The organism is Aquabacterium sp. (assembly GCF_014378415.1).
Lineage (GTDB): Bacteria > Pseudomonadota > Gammaproteobacteria > Burkholderiales > Burkholderiaceae_C > Aquabacterium.
This window is the reverse complement of record NZ_JACMNS010000116.1, coordinates 1-23,825: the sequence shown is the minus strand read 5'-3', so window position 1 is coordinate 23,825 and position 23,825 is coordinate 1. Positions and strand designations below refer to the sequence as shown.

Annotated in this window: 24 protein-coding genes; 9 read left to right on the top strand and 15 right to left on the bottom strand. The window is 58.2% G+C overall.

All coding sequences use genetic code 11. The features are described from left to right. Window positions 1–9 precede the first annotated feature (9 nt). The 9 genes from waaC (at window position 10) to H7225_RS10780 (ending at window position 9,432) form a co-directional block, all read left to right on the top strand. Window positions 10–954 (top strand): lipopolysaccharide heptosyltransferase I, encoded by a 945-nt coding sequence (gene waaC, locus H7225_RS10820; RefSeq protein ID WP_290661692.1) that lies wholly within the window; start codon window positions 10–12, stop codon window positions 952–954. 2 nt (window positions 955–956) lie between these two features. After that, window positions 957–2,687 (top strand): ABC transporter transmembrane domain-containing protein, encoded by a 1,731-nt coding sequence (locus H7225_RS10815; protein WP_290661689.1) that lies wholly within the window; start codon window positions 957–959, stop codon window positions 2,685–2,687. A gap of 79 nt (window positions 2,688–2,766) precedes the next feature. Continuing rightward, window positions 2,767–4,497: a type IV-A pilus assembly ATPase PilB gene (pilB, locus tag H7225_RS10810; RefSeq protein WP_290661687.1), complete on the top strand. Its 1,731-nt coding sequence runs from the start codon at window positions 2,767–2,769 to the stop codon at window positions 4,495–4,497. 44 nt (window positions 4,498–4,541) lie between these two features. Next, complete coding sequence (locus tag H7225_RS10805; protein ID WP_290661685.1) at window positions 4,542–5,759, top strand: type II secretion system F family protein; 1,218 nt, start codon at window positions 4,542–4,544, stop codon at window positions 5,757–5,759. A gap of 6 nt (window positions 5,760–5,765) precedes the next feature. Then, on the top strand, window positions 5,766–6,629 hold the full coding sequence (locus H7225_RS10800) for an A24 family peptidase (RefSeq protein WP_290661683.1): 864 nt from the start codon (window positions 5,766–5,768) through the stop codon (window positions 6,627–6,629). Beyond that, window positions 6,611–7,237, top strand: coding sequence for a dephospho-CoA kinase (gene coaE / locus H7225_RS10795; protein ID WP_290661681.1), 627 nt, complete (start codon window positions 6,611–6,613; stop codon window positions 7,235–7,237). Before H7225_RS10800 ends, coaE begins: the two co-directional genes overlap by 19 nt. Before the next feature lie 36 nt (window positions 7,238–7,273). After that, entirely contained in the window at window positions 7,274–8,032 is a 759-nt protein-coding gene (gene zapD / locus H7225_RS10790) for a cell division protein ZapD (RefSeq protein ID WP_290661716.1), read from the top strand. Window positions 8,033–8,045: 13 nt separating this feature from the next. Then, window positions 8,046–8,231: a DNA gyrase inhibitor YacG gene (gene yacG / locus H7225_RS10785; RefSeq protein WP_290661679.1), complete on the top strand. Its 186-nt coding sequence runs from the start codon at window positions 8,046–8,048 to the stop codon at window positions 8,229–8,231. 85 nt (window positions 8,232–8,316) lie between these two features. After that, on the top strand, window positions 8,317–9,432 hold the full coding sequence (locus H7225_RS10780) for a glycosyltransferase (RefSeq protein WP_290661678.1): 1,116 nt from the start codon (window positions 8,317–8,319) through the stop codon (window positions 9,430–9,432). Between the two features lie 25 nt (window positions 9,433–9,457). Here H7225_RS10780 and H7225_RS10775 read toward each other — a convergent pair whose 3' ends face one another. The 15 genes from H7225_RS10775 to H7225_RS10705 form a co-directional block, all read right to left on the bottom strand. Then, window positions 9,458–10,036 (bottom strand): SIS domain-containing protein, encoded by a 579-nt coding sequence (locus tag H7225_RS10775; RefSeq protein WP_290661676.1) that lies wholly within the window; start codon window positions 10,034–10,036, stop codon window positions 9,458–9,460. A gap of 5 nt (window positions 10,037–10,041) precedes the next feature. Further along, window positions 10,042–11,028 carry a GHMP kinase gene (locus H7225_RS10770; protein ID WP_290661674.1) on the bottom strand — a complete coding sequence of 329 codons (987 nt, stop codon included), beginning with the start codon at window positions 11,026–11,028 and terminating at the stop codon, window positions 10,042–10,044. Between the two features lie 10 nt (window positions 11,029–11,038). Next, complete coding sequence (locus H7225_RS10765; protein ID WP_290661672.1) at window positions 11,039–12,934, bottom strand: HAD-IIIA family hydrolase; 1,896 nt, start codon at window positions 12,932–12,934, stop codon at window positions 11,039–11,041. A gap of 34 nt (window positions 12,935–12,968) precedes the next feature. Continuing rightward, window positions 12,969–13,769: a glycosyltransferase gene (locus tag H7225_RS10760; protein ID WP_290661714.1), complete on the bottom strand. Its 801-nt coding sequence runs from the start codon at window positions 13,767–13,769 to the stop codon at window positions 12,969–12,971. Window positions 13,770–13,771: 2 nt separating this feature from the next. After that, window positions 13,772–14,755 (bottom strand): SDR family NAD(P)-dependent oxidoreductase, encoded by a 984-nt coding sequence (locus tag H7225_RS10755; protein WP_290661670.1) that lies wholly within the window; start codon window positions 14,753–14,755, stop codon window positions 13,772–13,774. A 9-nt stretch (window positions 14,756–14,764) separates the two neighbouring features. Next, window positions 14,765–15,469 (bottom strand): class I SAM-dependent methyltransferase, encoded by a 705-nt coding sequence (locus H7225_RS10750; RefSeq protein ID WP_290661668.1) that lies wholly within the window; start codon window positions 15,467–15,469, stop codon window positions 14,765–14,767. Window positions 15,470–15,498: 29 nt separating this feature from the next. Continuing rightward, window positions 15,499–16,722, bottom strand: a complete 1,224-nt coding sequence (locus tag H7225_RS10745; protein WP_290661666.1) for a hypothetical protein — start codon at window positions 16,720–16,722, stop codon at window positions 15,499–15,501. Between the two features lie 21 nt (window positions 16,723–16,743). Continuing rightward, window positions 16,744–17,595 carry an alpha-1,2-fucosyltransferase gene (locus H7225_RS10740; protein ID WP_290661664.1) on the bottom strand — a complete coding sequence of 284 codons (852 nt, stop codon included), beginning with the start codon at window positions 17,593–17,595 and terminating at the stop codon, window positions 16,744–16,746. Then, entirely contained in the window at window positions 17,592–18,605 is a 1,014-nt protein-coding gene (locus H7225_RS10735; protein ID WP_290661662.1) for a hypothetical protein, read from the bottom strand. The genes H7225_RS10740 and H7225_RS10735 overlap by 4 nt, the downstream gene beginning before the upstream one ends. Before the next feature lie 7 nt (window positions 18,606–18,612). Continuing rightward, window positions 18,613–19,191: an acyltransferase gene (locus tag H7225_RS10730; protein WP_290661660.1), complete on the bottom strand. Its 579-nt coding sequence runs from the start codon at window positions 19,189–19,191 to the stop codon at window positions 18,613–18,615. Next, window positions 19,181–20,530: a hypothetical protein gene (locus H7225_RS10725; protein WP_290661658.1), complete on the bottom strand. Its 1,350-nt coding sequence runs from the start codon at window positions 20,528–20,530 to the stop codon at window positions 19,181–19,183. The genes H7225_RS10730 and H7225_RS10725 overlap by 11 nt, the downstream gene beginning before the upstream one ends. Next, complete coding sequence (locus tag H7225_RS10720) at window positions 20,517–21,839, bottom strand: hypothetical protein (RefSeq protein ID WP_290661656.1); 1,323 nt, start codon at window positions 21,837–21,839, stop codon at window positions 20,517–20,519. The genes H7225_RS10725 and H7225_RS10720 overlap by 14 nt, the downstream gene beginning before the upstream one ends. After that, a complete protein-coding gene (locus H7225_RS10715) occupies window positions 21,836–22,030 on the bottom strand; it encodes a hypothetical protein (protein ID WP_290661654.1) in 195 nt (64 codons plus the stop codon). Before H7225_RS10715 ends, H7225_RS10720 begins: the two co-directional genes overlap by 4 nt. A gap of 13 nt (window positions 22,031–22,043) precedes the next feature. Beyond that, complete coding sequence (locus H7225_RS10710; protein WP_290661652.1) at window positions 22,044–23,180, bottom strand: Wzz/FepE/Etk N-terminal domain-containing protein; 1,137 nt, start codon at window positions 23,178–23,180, stop codon at window positions 22,044–22,046. Window positions 23,181–23,188: 8 nt separating this feature from the next. Then, a partial coding sequence (locus tag H7225_RS10705; RefSeq protein WP_290661650.1) for a capsule biosynthesis GfcC family protein occupies window positions 23,189–23,825 on the bottom strand: 637 nt, incomplete at its 5' end.

Below are 23,825 nucleotides of genomic sequence, written 5' to 3'. Positions count from 1 at the left end.
ACCCCCTCCGTGCGCATCCTGATCGTCAAAACCAGTTCCATGGGCGATGTCGTCCATGCCCTGCCCGCCATCACCGACATAGCCCAGGCCCTTCCGCACGCCAAGATCGACTGGCTGGTGGAAAAAAGCTTTGCATCGATGCCCAGCCAACACCGGGCGGTGCAACGCGTCATCCCCATCCAGTGGCGCAAATGGCGCAAGTCTCTTCGCTCGGCTGAGACAAAATCGGCCATGCGCCAATGGCGTGCCGAAATGACGCGGCACCGCTACGACCTGATCATCGACATGCAAGGCCTGATCAAAAGTGCCGGCTTTGCCTGCTTTGCACATGGCCCACGCGCAGGTTACGACTGGCACAGCATCCGCGAGCCCTTGGCCAGCTTGTTGTACCAACGCCGCGCCCGAGTGCCGCGCGATCTGCACGCGGTAGACCGGTGCCGTCAGTTGGCCGCCAAGGTGCTGGGCTACGCTCTGCCCACCACGCCCCCTGATTTCGGGCTAAAACGAACCGACCAACCCTGGCAACCTGCCTCAACGCCTTATGCCGTGCTCATCCCCTGCGCCAGTCGCCCTGAAAAGTTGTGGCCCCAGGCCGACTGGATCGCGGTCGGACACCAGCTCATCCGCCAGGGCCTGGCCGTCGCCGTGATGTGGGGCAGCCCCGATGAGCAGCAACGCGCCCAGGCAATCGCCAGCGCCATTGGCGGCGTCGTCCCGCCCTTTTTGACGGTGGCCGAGGCCTCCGACTGCCTGGCACACGCACAGATCGTGGTCGGCCTGGACACGGGCATGACCCATTTGGCAGCAGCGCACGGGCGCACCACCATTGGCATTTATTGTGACCACGAACCTGGCTTGGCCGGCGTCACCGGCCCTGGCCGCGTGCACAGCCTCGGCGGCAAAGGCCAAGTCCCCACCCTTCAAGCCGTGCTCAACGCGGCGGCTGCACCCTGACCATGGACTACAAAGAAACCACCAAACGCCTGCTGTCATACGCGCGCCCACAATGGCGCATGTTGAGCACCGCATTGCTGTTCTTCATCCTGGGCTCGGCGGTTGAACCCATCCTGCCGGCGATGTTCAAGAAGCTCATCGACTCGGGCTTCAAGGAGGGCATGAACTACCCGATCTGGGCGGTCCCCGTCGTCGTGATCGGCCTGTTCCTGGTGCGCGGCCTTTTCAATTTTGGCGGCGCCTATGTCATGAACTCGGCCACCTCGACCATGGTGCTGAACCTGCGCCGTGACTTGATGCGGGCCCTGCTCAAAGCCGATGCGCATTTGTTCACCACCATCAGTCCGGGCCTGGCAGTCAGCAAGGTGATCAATGATCCGCAGCACGCCTCGTCAGCCCTGGGCGGCTCGATGATCTCGATCGTCAGAGATGCCTCGACGCTGCTGTTCCTGATCGCCTACCTGATTTACCTGAACCCCCAGCTGACCTTGATCGCGTTCATCTCAATGCCCCTGCTGGGCATCAGCGTGAAGCTGATCCGCAAGCGCCTGACCAAGGTGGGCGAAGCCACTTACTTGGCCCAGCAAAACCTGGTCGCCACGGTGGACGACAACGCTCGGGCCTGGCGCGTGGTCCGCACCTTTGACGCCACCGAGTTCGAACTGAAGCGCTTTGAACAACAAGCCATTCACCACCGCCGCATGACCATGAAGCAGGTGGCCACCAGCTCGCTGGTCACGCCCATCACGCAGATCGTGGCGGCCATTGGCGTGTCCATCATCCTGACCTTGGCGCTGCACCAGGCGCAAAACGGCTCGTCCACGGTCGGCGAGTTCGTCTCATTCATCACCGCCTTGCTGATGACCATGTCGCCCATGCGCCACCTGACGGACGTGTTCCAGCCCATCACTGGCGCCTTGATCACGGCCCGCGGCGCATTTGAGCTGATCAATGCCCCCGCCGAACCCGACCTGGGCACGGCCGAGATGCCCGTTTGCAAAGGCAAGATCGACTTCAAGAACGTTTTCCTTCATTACGAGGGCGCCTCCAACCCCGCCCTGGCCGGCCTGGACCTGGTCATGAAGCCCGGCCAAACCATCGCCCTGGTCGGCTCATCGGGCGCGGGCAAATCAACGGTCGTCAACACCCTGCTGCGGTTTGCCTACCCCACCAGCGGCCAAATCCTGCTGGACGACACGCCCATTGAATCCCTGAAGCTGGCCAGCCTGCGACGCCACTTCGCCGTGGTCTCGCAAGACATCGTGCTGTTTGAAGGCTCAATCGCGCAAAACGTGGCCTATGCCAGCCCCCACGGCCTGGACCGCGCCAAGGTCGAACACTGCCTGAAAGCGGCCAACCTCTGGAACCATGTCCTGACCCTGCCCGATGGCATGGATGCCGCCGTGGGCACCAACGGCAGCCGCCTGTCCGGTGGCCAACGCCAGCGCCTGGCCATTGCACGCGCCCTGTACCGCGATGCCGCCGTCTGGATCTTTGACGAAGCCACCTCCGCGCTCGACTCCGAATCCGAAGCCGTCGTGCAGCGCTCCATCGAAGACCTGCGCGGCAGCAAAACCCTGATCCTGATTGCCCACCGCCTCAGCACCATCCGCAACGCCGACTGCATTTACGTCATGTCCGAAGGCAAAGTGGTCGAGCAAGGCACCCACGCCGAGTTGATCGCCAGGCAAGGTCTTTACGCAGGCATGGTAAAAATCCAATCTGCCGACTAAACCTGAACCGCGATAATCCAAGGTGATTCGCAGTCTTTTGTGGTTTACAGGCGGTATTGAATGGCGGATGATTTCCTAAATGGTCGATAACACCCTGGTAGAAGCTCCCGGATCCGGATCGTTGACGGGTGTGGCCCGCGTGTTGGTGAACGCCGGCAAACTCGACGTCAAATCCGCCGGAGACCTTACCCGGTCGGCCAAGGACCAGAAGCGCAGCTTCATCAGCGCGCTGATGTCCAGCGGTGCCATCTCAGCCACCGACCTGGCTCAAACCCTGTCCACCGCCCTGGCCGTGCCCGTGCTCGACTTGTCGGCCCTGGATCTGCAACGCCTGCCCAAGGGCGTGATCGACAACAAGCTGTCGACCCAATACCAGGTGATCGTGCTGTCCAAGCGGGGCAACCGCTTGTTCGTGGCCGGCGCCGACCCGACCGATCAGGAAGCCATCGAGCGAATCAAGTTCGCCACGCAGTTGACCCCGGAATGGGTCATCGTTGAGCACGACAAGCTGTCGCGCCTGCTGGAAGGCCAAACCGCCTCGGCCGAAGAGCAACTGAGTGCCTTGACCTCGGGTGATTTCGAGTTCGACATCACCGATGACCTGAACAACCCGCAACCCGAAGCCGCCGAGCTGTCCACCGAGGTGGAAGACGCCCCGGTGGTGAAGTTCCTGCAGAAGATGCTGGTCGACGCCATCAACGCCCGAGCGTCTGACTTGCACTTCGAGCCCTACGAGTACAACTACCGTGTGCGCTTTCGGGTGGATGGCGAGCTGCGTGAAGTCACCCAGCCGCCCATTGCCATCAAGGACAAGCTGGCCTCACGCATCAAGGTCATCTCGAGGCTGGACATCGCTGAAAAACGCGTGCCGCAAGACGGCCGCATGAAGCTGAAGTTCGGCAACAAGTCCATCGACTTTCGGGTCAGCACCTTGCCCACCTTGTTTGGCGAGAAGATCGTGATCCGGATCCTGGATTCGTCGTCTGCCAAGATGGGCATCGAGGCCTTGGGCTATGAGCCGATCGAAAAAGAGCGCCTGATGAACGCCATTTACCGGCCCTACGGCATGGTGCTGGTCACCGGGCCCACCGGCTCGGGCAAAACGGTGTCGCTGTATTCCTGCTTGAACATCCTGAACCAACCGGGCGTGAACATCTGCACGGTCGAAGACCCGGCCGAAATCAATTTACCGGGCATCAACCAGGTCAACGTCAACGACCGGGCTGGGCTGACGTTCTCGGCCTCGCTCAAGGCCTTCTTGCGGCAGGATCCCGACGTCATCATGGTCGGCGAAATCCGCGATCAAGAAACCGGCGACATCGCCATCAAAGCGGCCCAGACCGGCCACATGGTGATGTCCACCCTGCACACCAACGACGCGCCCACCACCTTGACGCGGCTGTTGAACATGGGCATCCCGCCCTTCAACATCGCCTCGGCCGTGATCTTGATCACAGCGCAGCGTTTGGCGCGCAAACTTTGCGAAGTGTGCAAAGCACCGGCGGAGTATCCTAAAGAAGCACTGCTGCGGGCTGGCTTCAAAGACCACGAAATCGATGGCTCATGGCGCCCTTACAAGGCCGTGGGCTGTTCAAGTTGCAACAACGGTTACAAAGGACGGGTTGGCCTTTACCAAGTCATGCCCATCAGTGAAGAAATACAACGCATCATCCTGCGGCTGGGCACAGCCATGGACATTGCGGAGCAAGCCAAGCGCGAAGGCGTGCGAGACTTGCGCGAGGCCGGCTTGGTCAAGGTCAAAGCCGGCATGACTTCTCTGGAAGAGGTGATCTCGGTCACCAACGAATAGTCAACCAAATCAGATCTGCGCGACGCGCCCTCGGAGTTCCCCACATGGCCACGGCAACCGCCTCTAAAGCACAAGAATTTGTTTTCGAATGGGAAGGCAAAGACCGCAACGGCAAGGTGGTGCGCGGCGAGATGCGTTCGGCCGGCGAAGCGGTGGTCAGCGCCACCCTGCGCCGTCAAGGCATCCTGGTGCAGAAGGTCAAAAAGCGCCGCACCAAAGGCGGGGGCTCTGTCAAACAACGGGACATCGCGATCTTCACGCGCCAACTGGCCACCATGATGCGCGCAGGTGTGCCTTTGCTGCAATCATTCGACATCGTGGGCCGGGGCAGCACAAACCCACGAGTCACCAAATTGCTCAACGACATCCGCCAGGATGTCGAAACCGGCACCAGCTTGTCGGCCGCGTTCCGCAAGCACCCTTTGTATTTCGACGCCCTGTATTGCAACTTGGTGGAAGCCGGTGAAGCCGCCGGTATTTTGGAAGCCCTGCTGGAGCGCCTGGCCATCTACCAGGAAAAAACCATCGCGATCAAGCAAAAGATCAAGTCGGCCCTGACCTACCCCATCGCCGTGCTGGTGGTGGCGTTCGTGGTGGTGGCCGTGATCATGATCTTTGTGATCCCCGCGTTCAAGGAAGTGTTCACCTCTTTTGGCGCCGAACTGCCCGCCCCCACCTTGTTCGTGATGGCGATGTCAGAGATCTTCGTCAAATACTGGTGGGCCATTTTTGGCGCCATTGGCGGCAGCGTTTACTTCTTCCTGCAAACCTGGCGGCGTTCTGAAAAGATGCAAAAAACCATGGACCGCCTGCTGCTGAAGGTGCCCGTGTTTGGCGACCTGATGTTCAAGTCTGCCGTGGCCCGCTGGACGCGCACCCTGTCCACCATGTTCGCTGCGGGCGTACCGCTGGTGGAAGCGCTTGACTCCGTGGGCGGCGCCGCAGGCAACGCCGTGTTCGCCGAAGCCACTGAGCAAATCCAGCGCGATGTGTCCACCGGCACCAGCTTGACCACGTCGATGCAATCCGCCAACCTGTTCCCCGTCATGGTGTTGCAGATGGCGTCGATCGGTGAAGAGTCCGGCTCGCTGGACCACATGCTGGGCAAAGCCGCCGACTTCTACGAAGAAGAGGTGGATGAGGCCGTCAAGGCCCTGTCCAGCCTGATGGAGCCTTTCATCATCGTGATCCTGGGCGGCATCATTGGCGGCATCGTGGTCTCCATGTACCTGCCCATCTTCAAACTTGGCCAGGTGGTCTAAAGGCCCATGCAGCTTCATGAACTGTTGGCCATCCTCACGACACCGTGGGGATTGGCCGTGCTGGGCCTGTGTGTCGGCAGCTTCCTGAACGTCGTCATCCACCGCATGCCACTGATGCTGGAGCGCCAATGGCGCGCCGACAGCGCGGCCATGCTGGAATTGCCCGCCAAAGAGGAGGACGCCGCCGCACCGCTGACGCTGTCCAAGCCCGCATCGCGCTGCCCCTCTTGCGGCCACACCATCCGCTGGTACGAAAACATCCCCCTCGTCAGTTGGCTGGTTTTGCGCGGCAAATGCTCCGCCTGCGGCACGCGCATTTCGGTGCGCTACCCCTTGATCGAATTGCTCACGGCACTTTTGTTCGCCGCCTGTGGCTGGCGTTTTGGCGCGCAGCCCACCACCTTGCTGTGGTGCGGGTTTGTGGCCGTGCTGGTGGCGGCCTCGGCCATTGATTGGGACACCACCCTGCTGCCCGACGACCTGACCCTGCCCCTGCTGTGGGCCGGCTTGATCGCCGCCGCCCTGGGCTGGACCTTGCCTTTGAGCGAAGCCGTGTGGGGCGCCGTGGTTGGCTACCTCTCGCTGTGGTCGGTATATTGGCTGTTCAAGCTCGCCACCGGCAAAGAGGGCATGGGCTACGGCGACTTCAAGCTGCTGGCCGCCCTGGGCGCCTGGCTGGGCTGGCAAATGGTGCTGCCCGTGGTGCTGGCATCGTCGATCATTGGTGCCATCGTGGGCATCGGCATGAAGCTGTCCAGCACGCTGCGTGAGGGCCGCTACATCCCCTACGGCCCATTCCTGGGCGGCGCGGGCCTGGTGGTCATGCTGGCAGGGCCGCAACGGGTGCTGGGATGGCTGGGCTGGGCTTGATCAAAGTCCGCAAGGTCGGCCTGACTGGCGGCATCGGCAGCGGCAAATCAACCGTGGCCCAGATGCTGGTGAACCTGGGCGCCCACCTGGTCGATCTGGACGCCATCTCGCGCGCGCTCACAGCCCCAGGCGGCGCCGCCATTGCGCACATCCAGCAGCAATTTGGCCCTGCCTTTGTGGACGCCCATGGCGCCATGAACCGCCCCCGCATGCGCGAATTGGCCTTCACGGATCCTGGCGCCCTGATCCAGCTGGAAAGCATCTTGCACCCACTGATTGGCCAGCATGCCGACCAGCATGCGGGCCGGGCCAGCGCCAACCAGATCATCGTTTTTGACGTGCCCTTGCTGGCCGAATCAGGCACCAGGTGGGCGCAAAAAGTTGACGCTGTTCTGGTGGTGGACTGCCCAGTCGACACGCAAATTGCGCGCGTGATGGCCCGCTCAGGCTGGACGCGCGAGGCCGTTGAAAAAGTCATCGCGCAGCAAGCCACGCGCGAGATGCGCCTGGCCGTGGCCAACCACGTGATCGTCAATGATGGATTGAGCCTGGATGAATTAAGGCAAGAGGTGAAGAAGCTCTGGCGCCTGTGGAACAATCAGGCTTGACTGCTGGTGTTGTCCCAACTTAGCTCAGGTGGCGCGTTGATTCTGTACGAATATCCCTTCAACGAAAGCATCCGCACCATGTTGCGGCTTGAACATCTGTTCAACCGCCTGATTTTGCTGATGTGGCGCGAGCACCCGACCGACCACCACTACGCGCTGGGCACCATTTTCGAGATCATGGACGTGGCTTCGCGGGCCGACCTCAAGGCTGACCTGCTCAAAGAGCTGGACCGCTTCAAATCCCAGTTCATGGGCTGGCGCGGCAACCCTGCGATTCAAGAAGCCGTGCTGGACCAAGTGCTGGGCCGCATCGAGCAAACCCACCACACCTTGCAACAAGTGCCTGGCAAAGCCGGGCAAACCTTGGCCAGCAACGATTGGTTGATGAGCATCCGCAGCCGCATCAGTATTCCGGGTGGCACCTGCGAGTTTGATCTGCCTTCATACTTTGCGTGGCAGCATGAACCTGCCCAGAAGCGGCAAGCCGATTTGCAGCAGTGGGTGGCCACCCTCACCCCGCTGGCCGAGGCGCTGAAGTTGATGCTCAGTTTGTTGCGTGACACCGGGCACCCGCACATGGTGGCGGCGCCTGCGGGCACGTATCAGCAGAGCCTGAAAGAGAACAAGCCATTTTTGCTGCTGCGCTTGCGCATTGATCCTGGCATGGGGCTGGTGCCGGAGATCAGTGGCAATCGTCTCATGGTGGCCATTCGCTTGATGCGGCAGGACATCGAGGGTAAGCTGAAGCTCGCCTCCGACATGGATGCGGGCTTTGAATTGACCCTTTGCGCTTGAGCGCCGTTAAGACATGAGTGAACCCCTTGTACGCTGCCCCTCGTGTAGTGACATGGTGCCTTACCGCACCGACAACCCCTATCGGCCGTTTTGCTGCAAGGGGTGCAAGGCGTTTGATTTGGGGGCTTGGGCTAGTGAGCAGTTTCGGGTTGAAGTCAAGCCCACGACGGAAGATCTGCTGGATAACGACGGCCTGTAAATAAATTTATCGACTTGTCACTTACCCTTAATAGAATTCCCCTTGCTCTTGCAGTCCAGAGAGCGCTCAGAACAGGACATAAAAAATGTGGAATCCGGGGGTATTGGTACTGTTGGCGGTTTTTGCCACGGCGTTGTTGGGCTGCATCGCGTTGGTCATGACACAGCGTTGGCATGGCCGGCTATCGTTGGACCATGACCTCACGGGCGTTCAGAAAATCCACCTCCGGCCTGTTCCCCGCGTGGGTGGCGTTGCGGTATTTTCGGCCTTGCTCGTTGGTGGGCTGGGTGCCTTGTGGGTCAACGAGCCCCTCGCACCTCATATCCTCATGCTGCTGTTGTGCAGTTTGCCGGCGTTTTTGGCCGGCTTGATCGAAGATCTCACCAAGCGGGTGGGCGTGCGAACGAGGCTGTACGCCTCCTTTGCTTCCGCAGCCTTGGCCATATGGTCCTTGAATGCAGAACTGACCCGTCTCGACACGCCTGGCTTGAATTACCTCATCACCTTTGCACCCGTGGCGGTCCTGTTCACCTGTTTTGCCGTGGGTGGCTTGACCAATGCGGTGAACATAATTGATGGCATCAATGGATTGGCAGCAGGAAGCGTCATCCTGATGATGTCAGGCCTGGGCGTTTTGGCCTGGCTTCACCATGACATCTTCGTATTTGAATTGTGCATGCTGGGCATTGCAGCCTTGGCAGGCTTCATCGTCCTCAACTTTCCAGGCGGCAAGATATTCTTGGGCGATGGGGGGGCGTATCTGGCTGGATTCTGGTTGGCCGAATGCGCGGTATTGCTCCTAGCCCGCAATCCGGAAGTATCGACGTGGGCCGTTCTGCTGATGTGCCTGTATCCGGTATGGGAGACGATTTTCTCGATGATGCGTCGCCGCATTAGCCGGGCAGACAGTCGCCAACCTGACCAGGTTCACCTTCATCATGTTTTGATGAACCGCCTTAAGTCGACACCGAAAAATGGTCTACCGGCCTCTCACAAAGAACACGCCTTGACCAGCTTGCTGATATGGACTTTGGTGATCACCTGCCAGGCATTGGTGCTAACCCACAGACCTTCCGACTCGGAAATGGTCGCGGGCGCCTTGTGGTTTGCCATGACCTATGGGTGCTTGTATTGGTTTGCCCATCCAGGCAAGACGCTGAATGAACAGGCCCTGCCGATGACCGGCACCCTCAGCAGATAATGTTTGAGCAGCCCCTCCGGCTGCTTCACTTCAAGATAGTGCTTGCACACAAGGTCTTCATGACCATGTGACCGAACATCAAGTGCACGTCTTCGCAAAGCTGCATGTCGAACGAAGGCACCAGCACGCTGTGCCTGGCCAAGGGCATGAGCTTGCCACCGTCATAGCCAACAATGGCCAAGGTGTGCACACCAGAGGCATTAGCGTGTTCAACTGCCCGAAGCACATTGGGCGAATTGCCACTTCCACTTATGGCCACCAGCAAATCGCCCTCGTCTGCAATGGCCGCCAATTGCCCGGTAAACACGTGATCGTAGGAAATATCGTTGCCGTAAGCGGTGATCAGCCCAACGTTGTCGCACAGGGAAATGCCCCGAAATTTCTTGCCGGTGGCCAAGTTGGCCATCTTGTTCCAGTCGGTGATGTAGTGGGATGCCGTTGAAGCGCTCCCCCCGTTCCCGCAGGTGATGATTTTCTTTCCGGCGAGGAATTTCTGTTTGATCAGGTCGATACCACCTTGGAATGCGCCGTGATCCAGTTTTTGCGACAGCTCTGCGTGAGCCGCAAGGTAGTTTTTGATGCTGAAATCGAGATTGGATGACATCGGGTTCATTCCACAGGTTGGTAGTAGACGATCTGAGCGCCGCCCCGATCGAATCGGAACTTCACTGACCGCAATTCGCCCAGGACTTGGATGATGGACGCATGCGTTGATGGCGGAGCAAAGAACATCATGAAGCCCCCATTTCCCGCTCCGAGCAGCTTGCCACCCTGGGCGCCATGCGCCATGCCCGTCCGGTACCACGCGTTGATCTGAGGGTCGGTGATGCCGCTGACGATCTGCGCCTTCAAACGCCAGTTCTCATCAAGCATGGCACCGAATTCGTCCAGAGAATCGGACTCCAGCTCGGCCTTCATGTCAAAGGCCAACTGCACCATCCTGCGCATCAGGATCTTCTGGTCCCGGCCGACCAGGGCTTTCGATTGTTCGGCAAGGATGACTGACGCACTCCGGGTCCGCCCTGTGTAGAAAATCAGGGTCGACTCTTCCAGGGTGCGAAGCAGGCTGGGCTTGCAAATCACCGGATCGACCGACACCGACTCGTCCGAGTGAAAGCGGATCAGGTTCAGGCCGCCATAGGCGGCCGCATACTGATCCTGCTTTCCAATGGGTTCGCCGCAGCGCACGATCTCGATCTCGCAGGCCTGCCTTGCAAGCGTTTCCTTCGAGACAAAGCTGTTTTTATAGGCATACAAAGCATTCAACAGGCCCACCGTGTAGGTGCTGGAAGAACCCAGGCCGGATCCCTTGGACGGGATATCGGCCGTGGAGGCAATTTCAATGCCCCCTTTAATCTCGAGCAAACCCAATGCCTCACGCACCAGTGGATGTTCGATCTGCGAAGGCACATCGACTTCCTCGGTTCGACTGTAGTTCAGGCGAATTCGATTGTCGAACTTACGGTTCACCGAGATGTACATGTACTTGTCGATCGAGGTCGACAACACCGCGCCCAACTCCTCGCGGTAAAAAGCAGGCAAATCGCTCCCACCCCCGACGTAACTCATCCTGAGCGGTGTTTTACTTACTATCATGCCGGCGCTCTTATAGATTGATCATGTATTTGGCATGGGATGCAGCCTCCTGCACCTGGGCCACTTCGTCCTGCTCACGGGAGGCGATGCGCTTCGCGATGTCCTCGTCCTGCTCGCCTCGCCATTGGTATTCCCAGTGGACACGTCGCTGCCGAACATCCCGGGCCGTGTCCAGATGGATGCTGGATTCTGTCAGCCTCCGCAACTCCGGGTCGAGCAAGGCTGGGACACCTTCAACGATCAGAAGGTCCTCGGGGCCAATGGAAAGCAGGCGGCTTGACACTTGGGTCGATGTCTTTCGATCCCAGACGGGCAGATTCAGCGTGGCGCGCCCGGCCGTACCCAACAAGGGCAGGAGACTTTCCAGGGCAAGGGCCATGTCATAGCGGCCCAGAACCCCCGTACCCTCAAGGCGTAGGCCTGCAGGCTTCAACCAGGCATCCAGCGGGATGATGTGCGGGGTTCGACCCGTGGCTTGCATCAGCTCTTTCAGTACCTGGGCCGCCATTGATTTGCCGACACGGGACGGCCCGCCCAGCAGCATCAGTCGCATGCTGCCGTTGTCGGCGACGATGGGCATGAGCTTGCGCGTCAACTGGCCATGCCCATTGAGGATCCAGTCGACCGCGGTAGGCAGGTCGTCGCACACATAGTCCGCCTGAACCGGGTGTTTGTGGTCACGCCCGGCATGGCCCGTTCTCAGCAAGATGGTGCGCACACCAGCTCGCTGCCCCGCAAGGATGTCGCCCGTGGTGTCGCCCACCATCCACGATTGCCGGCGATCAATCTCCAACTCCTTGACGGCCTGGTCAAGCAGACCGGGCGCAGGTTTGCGGCAGTCACAGACCATCTTCAGTTCAGGCACTTCACCAGGAAAGCCTTGATCTGGGTGGTGCGGGCAAAGGTACAGGCGGTCAAGGTAAGCGTGCCCATTTCCCAGCAATTGATCCAGGCGGGCATGGATCAATTGCATGCCCTCCCATGTCACGTCTCCGCGGGCAAGCACCGGCTGATTGGTGACGCTAACGGCCAACACGCCAGCCCGGTTGAGCCTGTGCACGGCTTCACACACGCCTGGCAACAAGACCAACTGGTCGGCGCTGGCCAGGTAATTGACCTCTTCATTCAATGTGCCATCTCGGTCCAGGAACACGGCCAGACGGCGGTTTCGCGCCGACAGTCGCTCGGGCACACCGCGGATCAGATCGCCTTCGACCTTGTCGAGGCGCGCGGGGGTGCCCATGTCCTTGATGTACTCCGGCGTGATGTAGGCATTGAGCGCCAAGCCCCGCGACAGCATCGCCTTGAACGTGTCCTTCGCCAGATCGTGCTTGCCCTGGGCAGGAATCAAGTCGACGAGGTGCGCTTTGCGCAGCACGTACAAGGCTGCATTCACCAAGTTGGGGTAGCAAGACGCCTCTGGATGCGGGTAGGGACGGATCGCAGCAATGGTGCCATCGCCGACGATCTCGACCAGATCGGAATCATGCGGGTGATCGTTGGGATGCAGCAGCAGGGTGCCTGCGGCATCGCTCGCCACGGCTGATCGCCACATCTTTCCCAGGTCGATGTCGGCATAGGTGTCCGCGTACAACACCAGGAACTGCTCGTCCAGGTGGTCCAGCGCATCCCTCAGCGCACCCGCGGTGCCCCGGGCATCGGTTTCGATGACATAGGTCAACTCGACGCCCCAGGGCGCACCATCACCAAAGTACGCCTGGATGGCATCCGACTGATGATGAAGCAACAATGCGATGTGGCTGAATCCATGTGCCTTGCACAAGGAAATCTGATGTTCAAGCACAGGCTTGCCCAGGACGGGCACCATGGGCTTTGGCAGGCCGCCGCTACGCGCGCTCAGCCTTGTGCCCATTCCACCGGCCAGGATGGCAACTTGGTTACTCATTGATTGGATCTCACACCTGCTTTTGTCTTGCCTGTCATCCACGCCGCAGCAGCAAGCGCTTGAACACCGACTCCTGCGCCGGTGCCGGCAGCAAGCTCCAGCATCCGATGACTGCAATGCCGATCGACCGGCGAACCAACATCTGCGCCGAGAAATTCTTGGTGCGCGCCTTCAGGTTGAACCGCCAGTGCTGACTCTGGCGCCTTGTGCGCTGCTGACGGTAACGTACCACCGTCAAAGGAAGGTTGGCAAACCGGACCTTCCGATTCAGCAGCCGCAACCAGAGGTCCAGGTCTTCGGCGAACCGAAAGCTTGGATCGTAGCCTCCGGCTTCCAGCACCAGCCGCCGCCTGTAGATCACGGTGGGATGCGCCAAGGGGGTGGTGAACTGCAACTTGCGGGCGATGACGTCATGCTCGACCGGGTAGTCGCGGAAGGCCAGGTTTTTGCCGGCTTCGTCGATGATTTCAAGCCCGCCACCCAGCACATCCACCTCGGGGTGCTCAGCCAGAAAGGCCATTTGCAAGGCGATGCGCTCGGGCAGGCACACGTCGTCCGAATCGAACCTCGCCACCCAATCGGCACGGGCCATGCCAAGGGCAAGGTTCAGGCTTGCGGCTAACCCAAGGCGCTCTTTCGGTTTCACGTAGATGAACCGCGGATCTTCATTGCAAAGGCGTTCACAGGCCTGCGCCCGCGCCGGATCAGTGCTCTCGTCAACCACGATGCACTCGAAATCGGTAAAGGTCTGCTTGGCCACACTGCGCAAGCTCTCGCTGATGACTTCAGGCGTTTCATTGAACGAAGGCACGATGAATGAGACACGGGGCTTCATGGTCATTGCTGGCGTTGCAGGGCGACCTCGTCGACCGCGCGTTGAATGGCCTGGACAGAGCCCAGCACGGGCTGCCAGCCGTAGCTTTGCAATTTGGCGGTTGAATAGTTGAACTTCGGCACATCGCCCACCCATCCTTTGTTGCCGGAGCCGAACTGGATGGCTGCCCCGGGCCTGACTCGCGCCACGACCTGCTCCGCAATCCATTTCACCGTCACACCTTGGTCCAGGGGACCGATGTTGACCACTTCGACCTTGGTGGTCAAATCCCGCGCCCGGATCGCGAGCATCGCGGACACCAGATCCGATACATGCAGGTAGGCCTTCTGTTGCGTGCCATCACCCAGGACGTGGAGCACTTCGGGCGAGGCTATCAGTTTGTTGACGAAATCCAGGATCACGCCATGGGTGGCCGGCACGCCCACAACGTTCGGGAAACGAAACAGGCAGGCCTTGCTCAGATGGCTTTCGGCTGCCGCACTGATCAAGGCTTCCGAGGCCAGCTTCATGGCACCGTAATTTGAGATGGGCAGCAGCGGGCCGATGCTCTCGTGCAATTCGGTTTCGCCCAGATCGCCATAGATGGCGGAACTGGACGCGAAGTAGATCACGCCCACCGCATGGGCTTTCATGGCGCGGAGGATTTCCACCGTGGTCAGAAAGGTGTCTTTCAAGTCGACGTCCGCATCTGCGACGCCGGCGGGGATGTCTGAATTTGCGGCGAGGTGCCAGACCTCGATGACCTGACCGAACCTCGCAGCGGTGCTGAAGGCGGCCACCGTCTGTTCGCGAACGGCCAGATCTGCTTGGACAAGATGAAAACGTTCATCTGCACCCACGCCACTCAAATAGTCACGTTGCCCGCGCGAAAAATTATCGACGGCAACGACGACCTTTCCTTCGTCAAGCAAACGACCACACAGGGTGGCCCCGATGAAGCCAGCGCCACCGGCCACGACAGAAACAGAATGAGAAGAAGGTGTCATACAAATTACTTATCGGGTATCAGATTTCTTGGTGGCCACAACGTGATACCCCATACACAAGGTATTTGTGGAGACGAATGTCTTTTTCTTGAACATGAACCAAAGCAGCGCAGGCGCCAATAAAACAGCAGCAAAAATGGAATGTGTTTTCATCGTGCGGGCCAACTCTGCGGCAATCCACGAATAATAATCCCCTACAGGCTCCAGTGAATCAATTTGAAAACCAGATTCTGTGAGAAATTTTTCCAAATATCGATTTGTAAATCCTGAGTAGAAAAAATAAGGATCCATATGCCGCAGACAGTTCGAGGGCAGCGTCAGGATGAGGCGGCCTTTAGGTTTCATCAGCCTAGAGAACTCCCTGATTGTTTCAGTTGGAAAAGGAATGTGCTCAAAAACTTCGGTGCACAGGATGGCATCAAAAGTCTGATCACGCTCGCTGATATTCCAAATATCACCTATGTAATCAAGTTTTCCATATTTGTAGCCATCTTTGCCCCCCAATTCGGATGCAAAACCTTTGCTGATGTCTGACGTGTACTGGCCAAAGTCCTGCGCCCGGTAATCCAGATGCCCGCAAAACTCACGATACTGCTGACTCCCACAGCCGGCGTCCAGAAGCAAGGTGGCCGCAGGAAGCGATTCCAACTGATGTTGGACAAACGAACGCCTAAATGGTTCATTGCTTAGTCGATTTTTAAGCCATTGATACATTTTTATCCAACATAATTTTTTATTGAAATCTAGTTCAAATACAAATCTGATAAGGTGGTCAAAATGGCCCAGAATGAAGCGCCCAATGCAGGCACCGTCATGAAAAACAAAACCCAACTGGGCGAGCGAATGGCCCACAATGCAAATACTACCACCACCACCGCCGGCGCACGATAACGGACATGGAAAATGGCGGTAGATATCGAAATCAGAAAAATGAGTGAAAACCCAAACCAGAGCCGAGACTTATCTCGAAGCGTGAGTTCAAGCTTGCTTCGATATACGCGATATACCCCCACCACCATCACGAACGTGGACATGGAACATGCAAATTGCCAAGTCAACGCCCAAGTTTGAGCCGGCATGTCAGTGAAATCAGCAAGGGAAACCAAAGGAATGGCAAAGAAATAAACCACTGCTTTTAAAACAGCCATGACTGCAATCAACGCAAGCGTCAACAATGTAGGTGAATCACTTCCAAAAGCCAAACTGAAAAAATAGCGCACCGCACTCTTTATTGGCGATTCACTCCCCATATTCTCTTCAAACCACACCAAAAACGTTTGTGCAATCTGATAAGCTTCGGTGAAGCGTTCTTCGAATGGACCTGCGAGTATAGACCATACTACAAAAAATAACGCAACGACTGCTGTCACGACTATTTGATAGCGTGTTTTCATTCGCAGGCAAGGAAAATAAGCTGCCAATACGGCCACGCCGAAGGGAAAGCCAAACCCCGGCCGAGAATATTGCGCTAACGCAATCGCATAGACACTCAACAAAAACGCACTTTTGGTTCGCCCATCAAAAAACGCGGCTTGCCCAGCCAACGCCGCTACGACCGCGACGATGGCCAAGCCTTCCTTGGAAACAGCCCCTAGAAATATTGCCGACTCAGGAATCATTAACGCCCCAAGCAAAGCTAATAGCGTATTTCTGCCTTCCGATTTTCGAATCAATTGCAAGGGCAAAGCCATCAATGCAAGATGCAAAACCATTGCATAAATTGGTAGGACTGATTTTGAAAGCCCGCCAGGATAGGCCCCTAGAAATGGCTGAAGTTCTCGTGCCATTTCACGATCCTCTTCCATGTTGAAAGCATATGTGAATGCATCATAAGAACCAACGATGGATTGACCCGACAAAGTAGGAATCACATAGACAAAAAAAGCATATAAAAAAATCATTGCAACCAATGTCGATATGGTCACAGTCACCCTGTTATTTTGGTAAATCCAACGTAGCAATTTCATTTTGATTTCTTATCTAGTCAATCAAGAATTCAATAGTCCTGCGCTAGCAATTGGAATTTCCCAAGGCAGGAAATAATCCCTTATTTCGTCACGCGTAAATTGAGTCGGACTCCATGTGTGCGATTTTTTTAGATCCAAGGCAGCTGCCCACCATGCAAAGGTACTGTTGCTGATGATGCGTGCAGACGCCGCGCGAAGAGCATCGAAATCGCTTAGTGCGTCAGCGGATGAATCAACAATCCGCACCATGCCTTCAGATAATTCTTCGGATAGTTTTTCTAAAAATCGCTTGGCATATTCCTGATCGTCAGTGATTACCGCAAAACGGTTATATCCCGTTTTTTTTGCCTTTTGAATCGCCGATCTATAATATAAATCGGTCGCCACTTGGTAAGCTGGAAGCTTGAGGAAATCTCCACCCCTTATGTGCACGACACATTCATCGATTTCGACTCTTGAAGAGGCATGAGCCAGGGGCTTAAGTGGACACAGTCTTGCGATTGCATCAGCCATTCTGGCGTCAGTCCAACCTTTTTGAAAGTAACCATCCAAAATCGCGACATTACATCGACTGCCAAACGACAAGTTTTGAATAGATGCGAGATCGCCAATACCAATCCCCATGAGCCAACGCCCCGCTCGCCCTGATTCAATCAGCCAATTCCAGGCTTTTTGCCACGGGGAATCACTTTTCGGCGAACCGAAACTACCGCTCAACAGCCTCAATGAATCCGGTTGCCGTGCAGCAGAATATCGACCCAAAGCTGCAGCATGCGGAATGATGCATGCTTGCCCAGTGGGATCCACCAGCGCCGCCGCGGCCAGCTGGAAAAGTTGGTTGCCAAGCCCCCCTGCGAGGCGAACATGAATCATGGCGAGGTCCGAGAATGGGGTGGCTGATCAGATGACAACTGGACGGCAGGAACTGTTCGAAGGGTGCGCCCGAACTCCACGGCTGCCACGATGCAGAGTTGGGTCGAAGCCAAGGCGGCGAACAAGGCAAAGGTGACATTAAACGCCCAGAGTACCAGGGCTAGCAGCGCGCATCCAACAATTGCGCCTTTTAGCGCGAATGGCCGGGCATCACGGGCGCGCGACAGGAATTGGCTGCGTGTGACCATGTTGGCCAAGCTCACCAATGAATTAAGTCCGACCAAAACCAATGCCACATGGTTCAAACTGCGGATCGCTATGCTCTCCCGCAGCACCGATCCCGCCATGGTCAACATGGCAAGTGTCCCGATCATGGTGATCAACGCAAAATTGGCGACACGAGGGGTATCCAAAGTGGGGCGCTCAATCTCGATGTTGGCAGGAGCATCTTGCGCCATGGCCTTGACAATCGCCCATTGAGCAAGGGCTGGAAGAATGCTGACAAGCAACAGAAACTCGCTAGACAGATTGGGCAATAAGCGGTGAGAGAGACAGTAGCCCAGGTACACAGCGAGTGAAATCAAACCGGGGATGGCGCCAATCAGGATTGCCATGGATGTGGAGACCAAACGTCTGATCACCAAGCCGTAATAGACCATTGAAATGCGGTATGACAACAACGTCGATACCGCCAGGAAGACCCCCAACACGATGATTTCAAGCATGTGAAAGTTCAGTGATGACAGCTTCGCCACTGAAAGACCATATGCAAGCGACTGGATCACGAGCACCAATGCAAGCTGTGCCGACGTCGCTTGAAACTGCCTGCGCTCGGCTCCGGCAGCCAGGCATTCATTCATGAAGAGCTGGAATGGCCCACAGGCACCCGCCCCCAACAAAAGCAGCACCACGGTGGATGTGTTGGCCACACCAAAGTGATGCGCCACAGCAATGCCGAGTGGATTGACCACCCATGACGACAGCAAGGTCAGTAAAAAGAGGCGAAACATGGCGAGGTCAGCGCAGAGGCTCAAATACAAAGGCCTGCGTGCCGCGACGCACCAGGGTATGGGGAGGCACATCGCGATCAAGCGTCACCCCTGCCGCGATCACTGATCCATGGCCTATGGTGATGTTGCCGACCACGACGACACTGGCGCCCAACCAGACATCGTCTTCTATGTGAATGCTTTGCGGGGCAGAACCTCCAGAGAACCGGGGCTGGATTCCCTTGCCGAACCGGTGTCCGCCTGCGGCCAAAGAACAAGACGGCGCAATTAGGACACGATCGCCAATGTGCACGTTGCCCACGATGGATGTGAGCGGGTTGATCTGGCTGAACCGGCCAATGCGAATGCCGTCAGGTCCGGCATTCATGAAAACATGGGCGCCCACTTCGCAAAATCGTCCGAAGGAAACACGGCCATTGACGGTGGAGGACGGATGGCGGAAATACAGGCCATTGCGCCCATGGCGCAGCAATTGAAATGGCAGCAAAAAGCACATGGGCAACAAACGCCCCAGTGTTTTCCACAGACTCTTGGGCTGATGACTGGTGAGCTCGATGCGAGCCTCATCCACGGCGCTATCTCTCACGGTGTGTCTCAAAAATCTCGCCATTGGACGAAGGTATTGGATAGGTGTTCGACCTGGAGCTTGCCACGACGAAGGGAACCTGCTTGGGCTGAGAATTGACAGGCACCTGGCAGCCTGCGTCGCGGTACTTGGCCTGCCGGCACCACAACTCAGGGCGCAGAGGGTGGTCTGATGTGATCACGAGTTGGAATCCATCGCCGTACGATTGTTGCCCCTTGGCCCAGACCTGGGCCACGAATATCGCCGCCTGGGCTACGTTTTTCTCGTAGTCAAACTCAAGAGACGTGCCCTCATCAACACCCGGAGGATGGGGCAGTGGGACATGAGCGAACAAGACCCCGCCCGTAGACCAAAAACTGGATGCCAGAACTGCCGAGGTGACCTGCTCTCTGAAAACCAGCCAGCGAGCAGGAGACATCCACTCACAGGCGCTGTCCGATGAGGCCATGGGCAGGACCCGGGTGAAGGTGCACAGGAGGCTTTTGACGGCCCCCACGCTTGGAACACCAAACCGTTCGCAGCTGCTCCACCCTTGCGCCTCGCAATACGGATGGAAAAACCCGACAACGTGGAAATGTTGAGAAGGTGCGAAAGTCAATTGTCTGAAATCGAATTGCCCGCGGGCATCGCACACAGCACTGGGGCTGCAGACTTTTGCCGTGGGTAGGTGACCGGCCCCCAGCATCTCAGGCAGCACGGTGATGGTGTTGGCACCCACGGCCGCGACCACTGAAGCATCAACCTTGGCCCCTGCAGCTTTCAGCGCCTGGATCAAAGGCTGGGCGGCATTGGCGTTCAATTCATCCAGAACCAGGAACACGGTAGGACGGTTGACAAGGGTGGGCGGCACCTGAACAGTCACTTTCGGCGCAGTGAACTGCACCAGGATCAGCGGCGACAAGGCATAGACCACGCACGCAGCAATCAGGGCCCAGCGGGTGCGCAACCATAGCGCGTCGCCCATGCGAAGCGCCATGAGGGCGGCCACAGCTGCGCTCAACACAATGGCGACGACCTTGTGCGTCACCGTGAGCGTCAGCGGCATGAAAGGCAACTCGCGCAGCGCGGCTTGAAGTACGTAGATGGCCACCATGACCACCGATGCCCGCAGCACCTGCCCCGACCAGGCTCGCGGCACAAGCAGGGCTGCCAAATACAAAGCGCCTGCCAAGCCCACAAACAGCAAAGAGACGGCCCCAGCAACCGCCGTGGGAGCATGGGCCGAATGGTAGAGCGAGCTCAAAATCCAATCGACGCGAGAAAGAACCACCAGCAGCGCAATGAAACATGCTTCTGCAAACAGATGCCATCGGCTACCTGGCGATTCAGTTCGATTCATGCTTTTCCATCAATGCGAGCCAACGCCCTGCCCCTTCAACCTGAACCTCTTCGATTAGGCGAAAGTGCTGGGCGAATGCGGCCCTCTGGGCATCCAGCGAGAAAGCATCAGCGTCGTCGCGATCGCGGTTGGCCAGCAGTTCAGCGACCATCGGGTCCCGAGGTTCCAGCATCTCGACAATCAGGAAGCGCTTCGTGCAGCGCGCCATCAAGGTGGCGACTTCGGGCAAGGGGATGCCGCGCCCAATGGCCATGTGATGGATGAGCGCCAGGGCCATGACCAGCGTTGCGCGGCTGTGGATGCGCTCGACCAGCCCGCTGTATTCGCCACCCAGCCAGCCTCGCCCGGCGCTCAGGTCATCGAGCACCGCACAGGCCGTGTAGATCTTGGACTGAGCCTGGAGGCCACGCCGCAAGCCTTCCACCGAGGATGCATCGGCATCGACCGCGATGACACCGTCGGCAAGCTCGGCAGCCAGCAAGGAGAACTCACCCTGGTTGCATCCCAGATCTGCCACCCAACTCGGAGAGATCTGCTGCAACCACCGCGCCACGGTGCCGCGCTTGTGCGTGATCGCACTTTGGGTGTAGTGCGCGCGCGTGGTTTCGTAATCGACCCAGACGGATGCCTGCACCGGCCGATCCAGGCCGGCCAGCTGCCAGCGCAAGAACTGGAAAACCCCTTTGTGAAGCGATGGGCTGCCCTTGGGAAACGATGCCATGGCCCCTGAAGAGCGCCGGGAGGTCCGCTCAGTGCCCTGCAAAAAGGCCAAACCGATACGATGCCCAAAGCGACGCCAGCCCAATTGGGCACTCGCCTGCTGAAGGCTCAGGCCATCCAGGTTCGCCTTGAAGACATCGGCGGCTTCCTGGCCCGCATGCCGTGCCACAGCCAGGGGAAACAGGAAGTGTCTCGCGAATTGCCCGTAAGCCCACCACTCGCGCCGTCCGATGGGCTGGAAGGAAAAGTGGTCGCAGAACTCGGCTTGCGCGCCGGCAAAGATCACATTGAAGGCGGAGGCATCCTTGAGCTCGTGCCCCTGCTGCAAAGCCTCTTCGGCCACATCGAGCGTGGCCGATGCGGCCGCCAGGAACTGCCCATGCGTCCATTCCCACGGATAGCTGACGAAGGGCAACTTGCGCGCATGCAGCAAGGTCCGCGATTCAAACTCGAACGGCGTCAGCCGCCCTTGCGCCACGAGCGCACGGGCAATACACGAATCGAGGAAATGAGGCTCCGGCAAAGGCGCGTAGGCGTGCCTTGAAACAGAATCCTGGGTGACCTGCACGAAGCCAGCGGGGTCCCTCATTTCTTCTTGAAGCGGGCAATCAGGGCCTTGATGGCCGTGATGGGGTTGCGCACGAACACCACCACCGCACCAATCAATGCCAGCAGGCCCTGGATCATCAGCATGCCGGAACCCGGGTCTACATAGGCATGAGCTGCCAAGGGGCAGGCAAACAGGATGATGGCAAGCCGGAGCGATCGGGAACGCATCATGAGGAAACTCCAACTAGGCCAGATCAGGCCGGCGGGCAAGGTCGCGCCCCGAACTGCGAAAAGCTTCCCTGGCCAGGACAAAAATCAGGGTCAGGAAGCCCGCGATCAGCGCCGTCACGGCAGCGATCAAGGCCTTCCTGGGTTTGCTCTTGCGTTCAGGGGGCTGCGCTGCATCGACCACTTGAACGTTCGCGCCTTCCTTTGATTCATCGACCTTGGCCAATTCGAATTGCCGGGCAAACAGCTCGAAAAGGTTTTCTTGGTACTTCACCTCGCGGTACCTGGCCACATAGTCGGCGTCGCCGCTTTCCGGTTGCTCGCTTGACTGGGCCGTTTTGGCGCCTTGCGCCTTGAGCGCCAGCAGTTCGGTTTGCGCTTGTTTGAAGGCCGGTGCGGACTCGGTCAGATAGTCACGCATGCTGGCCAGCTTAACTTCCTGTGCAGTGATCTGGGCTTGCAATTGAGCCAGGGCGGCCACGGCGGCTGCAGGACTGGACTTCAGGGCCGAAGCATTCATGCCGGAGGTCTTGAGGTCCAATTCCGCCTTGCTCAGATTGCCCTTGGTCTGTTGCAGTTGTTTTTCAAAGAACACCCTGCGCTGCTGGGCTTCGGTGATCGCCAGACGCGAAAGCAATCGGCCCAGTTCCTCGACATGCGCATTGGCAAGTTGTGCAGCGAAAGCGGGCTCCTTGTCGTCGACCTCGATGGTGATTAAGCCATCCTTGCCGCTGCTGATGCGGGTCTTGCCGCCCAACACCAGGACCGCGTCCCCCTTCAGCTCTACCTCGTAGCGGGCCTGTAGCTGAAAACGCTTGACCAGCGCGTCCTGCACGCTTCGGCTTTTCAGGAAGGCGATGTACTGGTCCGCCGGGTTTTTCAAGCCTGAAGCAGCCGCGCCCGCAAAGCCGCCCAGTGCCCCCAGGTTCTGCAACATGGCGGCGGCGCTGCTTTGCTGCTGTTGTGGTGGCAGGAACTTCGTCGTCGCGGTGAAAGTTGGCTTGATGAAGAAGGTGATGCCCAGTGCCAGCAGGCCCGCCACGATGGGGGCCGCGATCAGCAAGCGCCAGTGAGACGCTGCGGTCTCGATCAAATCCATCAAACTGAACTCGACCGCATCGTCGTGGTGGTCTTCTCGTGCGTTCTGATTCATGTCCGACCTCATTCGCGCAAGGTCTTGATGGCCGCCGCGCCAAGGCTGAACTGATAGATGATCTGGGTGACGTCCTTCGCATTGCGGGTGAACACACTCCAGCCACTTTCATGGTCCGTCTTCTCCGGCAACACAATCAAATCTCCCGCCAGTACCTTGGTGCTCGTGATTCGATTGAACCAATGGTCGGCATCCGACAAAACACTGCCATCGGCCCTAATGATGAACAACTCATCCTTGTCAGCCCCACTGGTCAAACCAGCCAAGTCCAGATAATTTTGAACCGTTCGCCCCGGCTGCCAGATCAATGAAGACTCCGTGTTGACCGATCCCAGCACATGGACAAAGTCAGGCCGGGCAGGCACAACCAGTCGATCCTGGTTTTCAAGCTTCAACACTGGCAACGCATCTGCAGTGGATTGATCATCCGCCAACCCGAGCATGATCCGCCCCGTCGGCTTGAGGTTGCGCAAACGATCCAACGCCTGCTTTTGAGCCTGCGCCTCGGCTTGCACACGCAACTGCGCCACCGCATCGCCACTCACACTCGACAAACTGGCCGCCGATGTACTGAGCTTGGTCTGGCTTTGCGCCTCCAAGCGCCGCACCAGGCGCTCTAAGTTCTCCGCCTGCGTCTTGCGCACT

What these genes read in the sequence shown, in the direction of transcription:
- H7225_RS10815 (WP_290661689.1), top strand. Translation starts at nt 957, where the DNA reads ATGGACTACAAAGAAACCACCAAACGCCTGCTGTCATACGCGCGCCCA.
- H7225_RS10750 (WP_290661668.1), bottom strand. Translation starts at nt 15,469, where the DNA reads ATGTATCAATGGCTTAAAAATCGACTAAGCAATGAACCATTTAGGCGT.
- H7225_RS10775 (WP_290661676.1), bottom strand. Translation starts at nt 10,036, where the DNA reads ATGTCATCCAATCTCGATTTCAGCATCAAAAACTACCTTGCGGCTCAC.
- H7225_RS10725 (WP_290661658.1), bottom strand. Translation starts at nt 20,530, where the DNA reads ATGAATCGAACTGAATCGCCAGGTAGCCGATGGCATCTGTTTGCAGAA.
- H7225_RS10805 (WP_290661685.1), top strand. Translation starts at nt 4,542, where the DNA reads ATGGCCACGGCAACCGCCTCTAAAGCACAAGAATTTGTTTTCGAATGG.
- coaE (WP_290661681.1), top strand. Translation starts at nt 6,611, where the DNA reads ATGGCTGGGCTGGGCTTGATCAAAGTCCGCAAGGTCGGCCTGACTGGC.
- H7225_RS10740 (WP_290661664.1), bottom strand. Translation starts at nt 17,595, where the DNA reads ATGATTCATGTTCGCCTCGCAGGGGGGCTTGGCAACCAACTTTTCCAG.
- H7225_RS10735 (WP_290661662.1), bottom strand. Translation starts at nt 18,605, where the DNA reads ATGTTTCGCCTCTTTTTACTGACCTTGCTGTCGTCATGGGTGGTCAAT.
- H7225_RS10710 (WP_290661652.1), bottom strand. Translation starts at nt 23,180, where the DNA reads ATGAATCAGAACGCACGAGAAGACCACCACGACGATGCGGTCGAGTTC.
- pilB (WP_290661687.1), top strand. Translation starts at nt 2,767, where the DNA reads ATGGTCGATAACACCCTGGTAGAAGCTCCCGGATCCGGATCGTTGACG.
- H7225_RS10765 (WP_290661672.1), bottom strand. Translation starts at nt 12,934, where the DNA reads ATGAGTAACCAAGTTGCCATCCTGGCCGGTGGAATGGGCACAAGGCTG.
- H7225_RS10715 (WP_290661654.1), bottom strand. Translation starts at nt 22,030, where the DNA reads ATGATGCGTTCCCGATCGCTCCGGCTTGCCATCATCCTGTTTGCCTGC.
- H7225_RS10755 (WP_290661670.1), bottom strand. Translation starts at nt 14,755, where the DNA reads ATGACACCTTCTTCTCATTCTGTTTCTGTCGTGGCCGGTGGCGCTGGC.
- H7225_RS10720 (WP_290661656.1), bottom strand. Translation starts at nt 21,839, where the DNA reads ATGAGGGACCCCGCTGGCTTCGTGCAGGTCACCCAGGATTCTGTTTCA.
- H7225_RS10800 (WP_290661683.1), top strand. Translation starts at nt 5,766, where the DNA reads ATGCAGCTTCATGAACTGTTGGCCATCCTCACGACACCGTGGGGATTG.
- H7225_RS10780 (WP_290661678.1), top strand. Translation starts at nt 8,317, where the DNA reads ATGTGGAATCCGGGGGTATTGGTACTGTTGGCGGTTTTTGCCACGGCG.
- H7225_RS10745 (WP_290661666.1), bottom strand. Translation starts at nt 16,722, where the DNA reads ATGAAATTGCTACGTTGGATTTACCAAAATAACAGGGTGACTGTGACC.
- H7225_RS10760 (WP_290661714.1), bottom strand. Translation starts at nt 13,769, where the DNA reads ATGAAGCCCCGTGTCTCATTCATCGTGCCTTCGTTCAATGAAACGCCT.
- yacG (WP_290661679.1), top strand. Translation starts at nt 8,046, where the DNA reads ATGAGTGAACCCCTTGTACGCTGCCCCTCGTGTAGTGACATGGTGCCT.
- H7225_RS10770 (WP_290661674.1), bottom strand. Translation starts at nt 11,028, where the DNA reads ATGATAGTAAGTAAAACACCGCTCAGGATGAGTTACGTCGGGGGTGGG.